This window comes from Microcystis sp. M31BS1 (assembly GCF_020245285.1).
Lineage (GTDB): Bacteria > Cyanobacteriota > Cyanobacteriia > Cyanobacteriales > Microcystaceae > Microcystis > Microcystis panniformis.
In genome coordinates, this window is record NZ_JADBVE010000337.1 from 1 (window position 1) to 5,391 (window position 5,391).

Here is a 5,391-nt window from a genome sequence, read left to right on the forward strand (position 1 = left end):
AAATCCTTATCTGGCAAGAGACTTAATTGATTAGTTCGCTCTAGATAAAAAACAATTGACAAAAATCGCTAAATGCCTTTCTCTATAAGGGTTCCATCCCTTATAACCCCCGTCCATTGCATAACACAAACCGAAGAGCCATAATAGTTGAAAAATCCTAACATTTTTGACTTAGATAAATTTGTCCGTCGAGAGTTGTATAAACTTCTTGCGGTTCAATGATTCAGTTTGTTACTAGAATCTAGGCTCTTCTGGTTTCTGTGTGTAAACGAGGTCTATACTGATAGTTTCTTCTTTCAAAATAGTCCTAAAAGTCTTGCCCAGTAAGCATTTAACCTTACATAAGCAAAAATTATCACACAAAGTCGAGAAGAGCCGAATCTAGTTCACAAAAATAGATTAGGTCATTGTTTTGAGCAGGGAATTTTTTAACCTCAGTGGGTGTGGATAAATCAGACAGGACAGGGGTTACAGCCGTTGGTGCTAGTTATGAAAGTACCATGGTTATTCATTCCTCGTAGTTCGATTTTTACTTTGATAATTAATCAATTCACCGAGGCCGATTAAAATTCTAGAAACTAGCAGAATGAGAGCCTCTTGATTAAGAAAATATCCCGTAGAGGCTGTTAAAAAGTTACTGTTTTCTTGTCAGTTAAATTTTGTTAAGATAATGGCCAAAAACTACAATTTATGGTACGAAAAGAGGTAAGTCGAAACCGAGTTTGATTTTTGCTTACTCTAAATCAGAAAGAGCATTGGGCAAGATTAGCTAACTATCCCTTTTTTGCCTCTTCCAAGTCATGATAATGCTGATAAGCGCCGATTTCGGGGTTAAAGGGGGCGATTTCTTCAGTTACAGTTAATCCCAAACCTTCTAACATTGCTTGTAGGACAGAATCGGGGGCCAGACGCAGGTAATCGGGATTAATTTCTAGGGCTACATGACGATTACCGAGGTGATAGGCCGCTTTGAGGAGTAAATCGGTTGAAGGGGCGGTAATAGTGATAACTGGTTCTGGTTTAGCGATAATTTGAACAATTTCGCCGTTTTCTCCCCGCAGGAAATCGCGATCCTGTAGAATGGTGCCGCGGGGTAAACGAAAACAGAGGGAAAAACCCTCGGGACTGTCGAGACGATAACGGCTGCGGGTGCGTTCTTCGGCCGTAAGTAGAAGGCTAAAAACTACCGTTTCTGGGGGAGGTGGACTAGCGGTATGACGGGGGGGTAAGCGCTCGGTAAAAGTTAACATGATATTGGTCAATGGGAAAAAACATTCTTATTGTAGCCCTGACTCCAACTTGACCCGAAAAACTGAGGAACTTTTTCTATTTATTTTCCCGCTGCAGACGAATCATCTCATTTTGCACCTGTCGTCTCAAGTTATCATCGCTACTAATCCGGTTAGTAATGGCGTTAAATTGAGCGGCGGTGAAGCCATTATCTTGGACAATCTTTTTTGATTTATTACAATAATCTACGGCAATTCTTTGGGCATTAGCTGGAAGATTATTAAAGCTTTCCCGTTGGTTACAGGTAATTGCTGGGGGACTTTTCCCTAAAATTTGCGAAATTGCCTGATAAGCTTCTTTTCTTTCGGTTTCGATCCACAAAACTGCTTTGGCATAACGTTTGATTTGGTCAGCCGTAAAATCTTGAGTATAAGCGGAAGACTGAAAACTAACCACCTCCGTCGTCCAAGAAAATTCGGGAATCACACCGCCAAGAATGGCGATTACTGCCAAAAAAGTCACAATAAAAGAACGTCTTAAGCTTTGACCTAGATCGGCTAGGGGATAGCAGTAAATCACCATGCGAGTTTGTCGCTGAATAGATAATGATAGCAAACTTTCCAGTTAAATCCTGCTTTTTTGAATATTTTTAACGATCATAAGTTCCAATTCTAGCCAATATCTCCTGGTCCCGAACCTTAATTTTTGGGCAGAAATTGCTTTGGTAAACTTTTTTAACGTTTTTGGGGGCAAAATTAGTCAAAAATCTTTGAGAGAACCGATGAACGATTTTTGGGAAGTTAGGATGCCTATCGCTTTTAGAGAATATTTATCGGCAATTTCGCCATCTAATCTCTTTTTATTAGCTTATATCGCTGTAAATCTCTCGCTTGTTCCCTTTTTTCTCTCCCCTGGCGGGGAATTGGGGGGAAATCTAGATAAATTAAAGGTTTCAGCGATTCCGATCGAGACAATTCCCGCTTAGAATAATGCAGTGGAATATATAGCCAATGAGGATTTGAGGCATTATTTAGTGATCTCGATCCTGGCGAGTCCTCAACAGGGGAACCATAATAAACTACTGACAACCACCCTAAACTCAGAAAAACCGCAAAAAAAGGAGTTAGCGCATGAATAAAGGTGAATTAATCGATCAAATCGCTCTCAAAGCCTCTGTCACCAAAAAACAAGCAGATGCTGTTCTCACTGCCGCCATCGAAACCATTATCGAAGCGGTTTCTGAGGGGGACAAAGTAACCCTAGTAGGATTCGGTTCCTTCGAGGCCCGGGAACGTCAGGCCCGGGAAGGACGCAACCCAAAAACCGGCGATAAGATGGAGATTCCGGCCACTCGCGTCCCGGCTTTCTCGGCGGGTAAACTGTTTAAAGACAGAGTGGCTCCGGATAAGGAATAATTACTGTTGAGTTTCGTTCGCTGTAAGTCTTTTGCCTAGACCTAAACATGGTGGTAATCTTGACTGGGCGGCCGCAATTGCTGGCTGTCCGGTTTCCTCTATTCTCGATTTTTCTGCCAGTATCAACCCCCTCGGTCCGCCGGAAAGCGCCCTAACCGCTATTAAAAGCCATTTAACCAGTCTGACTCGTTATCCTGACCCCGCGTATTGGCAGTTGCGTTCTGCCCTCGGTCAATGGCACAATATCGGACCAGATTGGATTCTCCCGGGCAATGGTGCGGCTGAGTTATTAACCTGGGCCGGTCGAGAATTGGCCTCATTTGATAGTGTTTATGTACTAAAACCCGCTTTTAATGATTACGAACGGGCCTTAAAAAGTTTTGGTGGTAAAATCTGCCAACATTCCCTGAATTTAACCAGTTTAAAGCCGGTTAATCCCGAAAAACAAGGCTTATTACTCAATAATCCCCACAATCCCACGGGGAAACTCTGGACGGTGGCGGCCATTCGTCCCTATCTATCGCAATTTGGTTTGGTGGTAGTGGATGAAGCTTTTATGGATTTTTTACCCCCCCAACAACAGGAGAGTTTAATATCTCTGTTGCCGGAATATCCCAATCTCGTGATTTTGCGTTCCCTAACTAAATTTTACAGTCTCCCCGGTTTACGTCTAGGATACGTCCTCGCCCATCCCGATCGCCTGTTACAATGGCAAAAATGGCGCGATCCTTGGTCGGTGAATAACTTGGCTGTGGTTGCCGCTATTGCAGCAATTGAAGATAGGGATTTTCAACAACAAACTTGGGACTGGTTAACGGCAGCCCGCGAGGATTTATGGCAGGGATTAGCTAATTTTCCGCAATTACAGCCCCAAACCAGTGCCGCTAACTTCCTCTTAGTACAATCTCAATCTTCCTGTTTACCCCTACAGGAAGCTTTATTAAAATACCATCGAATTTTCATCCGCGATTGTCTCAGTTTCCGCGAATTGGGCAGCAATTATTTTCGGGTCGCTGTCCGTTTACCGGCAGAAAATCAACGATTATTATCGGCTTTAGAGAGTATTTTAGCCGCGTCTGATACTAAATCCGTTGAGTAACGCACAGAAAACGGGTTTCTCGGAGAAACCCGTTTTCTACTCATGCAAATTAACAACAAAAAGGCTCCCGCCAACTAGACGGGAGCCGCTGCCATCGAACTAAGGAAAATTAGTCGAGGTCAGGCATTGCCAATGCGGGTTCAGTCTCGCGGTCAATTCCTTTCTCGAAACCGGCGGCGGCGGCGCGAGCGCGTCCAGCGTGCCAGAGGTGTCCAATCAGGAAGAAGAAGGCGAGGGTGAAGTGAGAGGTAGCCAACCAAGCGCGAGGAGACACATAGTTAAACGAGTTAACGTCAGTGATAACCCCACCCACAGAGTTCAAGGAACCTAAAGGAGCGTGGGTCATGTATTCAGCCGCGCGGCGTACTTGCCAGGGTTGTACGTCATTTCTGATTTTGTCGAGGTCTAAACCGTTAGGACCGCGGAGGGGTTCTAACCAGGGACCGCGGAAATCCCAGAAACGCATGGTTTCACCACCGAAGATGATTTCACCAGTGGGAGAGCGCATCAGGTACTTACCTAGACCAGTGGGGCCTTGGGCAGAAGCGACGTTAGCACCTAAGCGTTGGTCACGCACCAAGAAGGTGAAAGCTTGAGCTTGGGAAGCTTCCATACCGGTCGGACCGTAGAATTCACTGGGATAGGCGGTGTTGTTAAACCAAACGTAAACGGCGGCGATAAAGCCCATCATGGAAAGAGCGCCCAAGCTGTAGGACAGATAGGCTTCTCCAGACCAGATGAAAGCGCGGCGCGCCCAAGCAAAAGGTTTGGTGAGAATGTGCCAGATACCGCCAGCGATACAGATTAAGCCAATCCAGATGTGACCGCCGATGATATCTTCCATATTGTTGACGCTGATAATCCAGCCTTCGCCACCGAAGGGAGCTTTGGTCAGATAACCAAAGATAACTGCGGGGTTGAGGGTAGGATTGGTGATGATGCGGACGTCACCGCCACCAGGGGCCCAGGTATCATAGACACCGCCAAAGAACATGGCTTTAAATACCAACAACAGCGCACCACAACCCAAGAGAATCAGGTGATAACCGATGATGTTGGTCATTTGGTTTTTGTCTTTCCAGTCGTAACCGAAGAAATTAGAGTATTCCTCTAGGGTTTCCGGTCCGCGGATAGCGTGGTAGATACCACCAAAACCGAGTACAGCCGAAGAAATTAAGTGCAGAACACCAGCGACGAAGTAGGGGAAGGTATCGACTACTTCACCACCCGGACCGACCCCAAAACCGAGGGTAGCTAAGTGGGGAAGCAGGATTAAACCCTGTTCGTACATCGGTTTTTCGGGGATAAAGTGGGCGGTTTCAAACAGGGTCATTGCCCCGGCCCAGAAAACGATTAAACCAGCGTGGGCGACGTGAGCGCCGAGCAGTTTACCGGAGAGGTTGATAAGACGAGCGTTACCGGACCACCAAGCGAAGCCGGTGGAACTTTGGTCACGACCGGTAGCGGTAGGGATATTAGAGAGCGTTACCACGCGGGAGAACCTCCTCAGGGAAGATAAAGTTTTCGTGGGGTTGGTCTTGGGGAGCCATCCAAGCTCTCAGACCTTCGTTAAGCAGAATATTTTTAGTGTAGAAGGTTTCAAATTCCGGGTCTTCGGCCGCTCTCAATTCCTGAGAAACGAAGTCA

General features: G+C 45.8%; 7 protein-coding genes. 3 read left to right on the forward strand and 4 right to left on the reverse strand.

Translation table 11 applies throughout. From position 1 onward, the window contains the following. Positions 1–773: 773 nt before the first annotated feature. Complete coding sequence (ureE, locus tag IM509_RS19070; protein ID WP_002747017.1) at positions 774–1,250, reverse strand: urease accessory protein UreE; 477 nt, start codon at positions 1,248–1,250, stop codon at positions 774–776. Between the two features lie 76 nt (positions 1,251–1,326). Continuing rightward, a complete protein-coding gene (locus IM509_RS19075) occupies positions 1,327–1,812 on the reverse strand; it encodes a DUF4168 domain-containing protein (RefSeq protein ID WP_052277016.1) in 486 nt (161 codons plus the stop codon). 199 nt (positions 1,813–2,011) lie between these two features. Between IM509_RS19075 and IM509_RS19080 the strand changes: the two genes are divergently transcribed. The 3 genes from IM509_RS19080 (at position 2,012) to cobD (ending at position 3,744) form a co-directional block, all read left to right on the forward strand. After that, entirely contained in the window at positions 2,012–2,215 is a 204-nt protein-coding gene (locus IM509_RS19080) for a hypothetical protein (RefSeq protein WP_002759569.1), read from the forward strand. Between the two features lie 145 nt (positions 2,216–2,360). Next, complete coding sequence (gene hbs / locus IM509_RS19085) at positions 2,361–2,645, forward strand: non-specific DNA-binding protein Hbs (protein WP_002759570.1); 285 nt, start codon at positions 2,361–2,363, stop codon at positions 2,643–2,645. 31 nt (positions 2,646–2,676) lie between these two features. Then, the gene (gene cobD, locus IM509_RS19090; RefSeq protein ID WP_185238039.1) at positions 2,677–3,744 is read left to right on the forward strand and encodes a threonine-phosphate decarboxylase CobD; all 1,068 of its coding nucleotides are present in this window, start codon (positions 2,677–2,679) and stop codon (positions 3,742–3,744) included. A 109-nt stretch (positions 3,745–3,853) separates the two neighbouring features. Here the strand turns inward: cobD and psbC are convergent, their stop codons facing one another. After that, positions 3,854–5,236 carry a photosystem II reaction center protein CP43 gene (gene psbC / locus IM509_RS19095; protein ID WP_002739004.1) on the reverse strand — a complete coding sequence of 461 codons (1,383 nt, stop codon included), beginning with the start codon at positions 5,234–5,236 and terminating at the stop codon, positions 3,854–3,856. Then, on the reverse strand, positions 5,220–5,391 hold a 172-nt coding region (locus IM509_RS19100), incomplete at its 5' end, for a photosystem II protein D2 (protein WP_271931852.1). The genes IM509_RS19100 and psbC, both read right to left, overlap by 17 nt.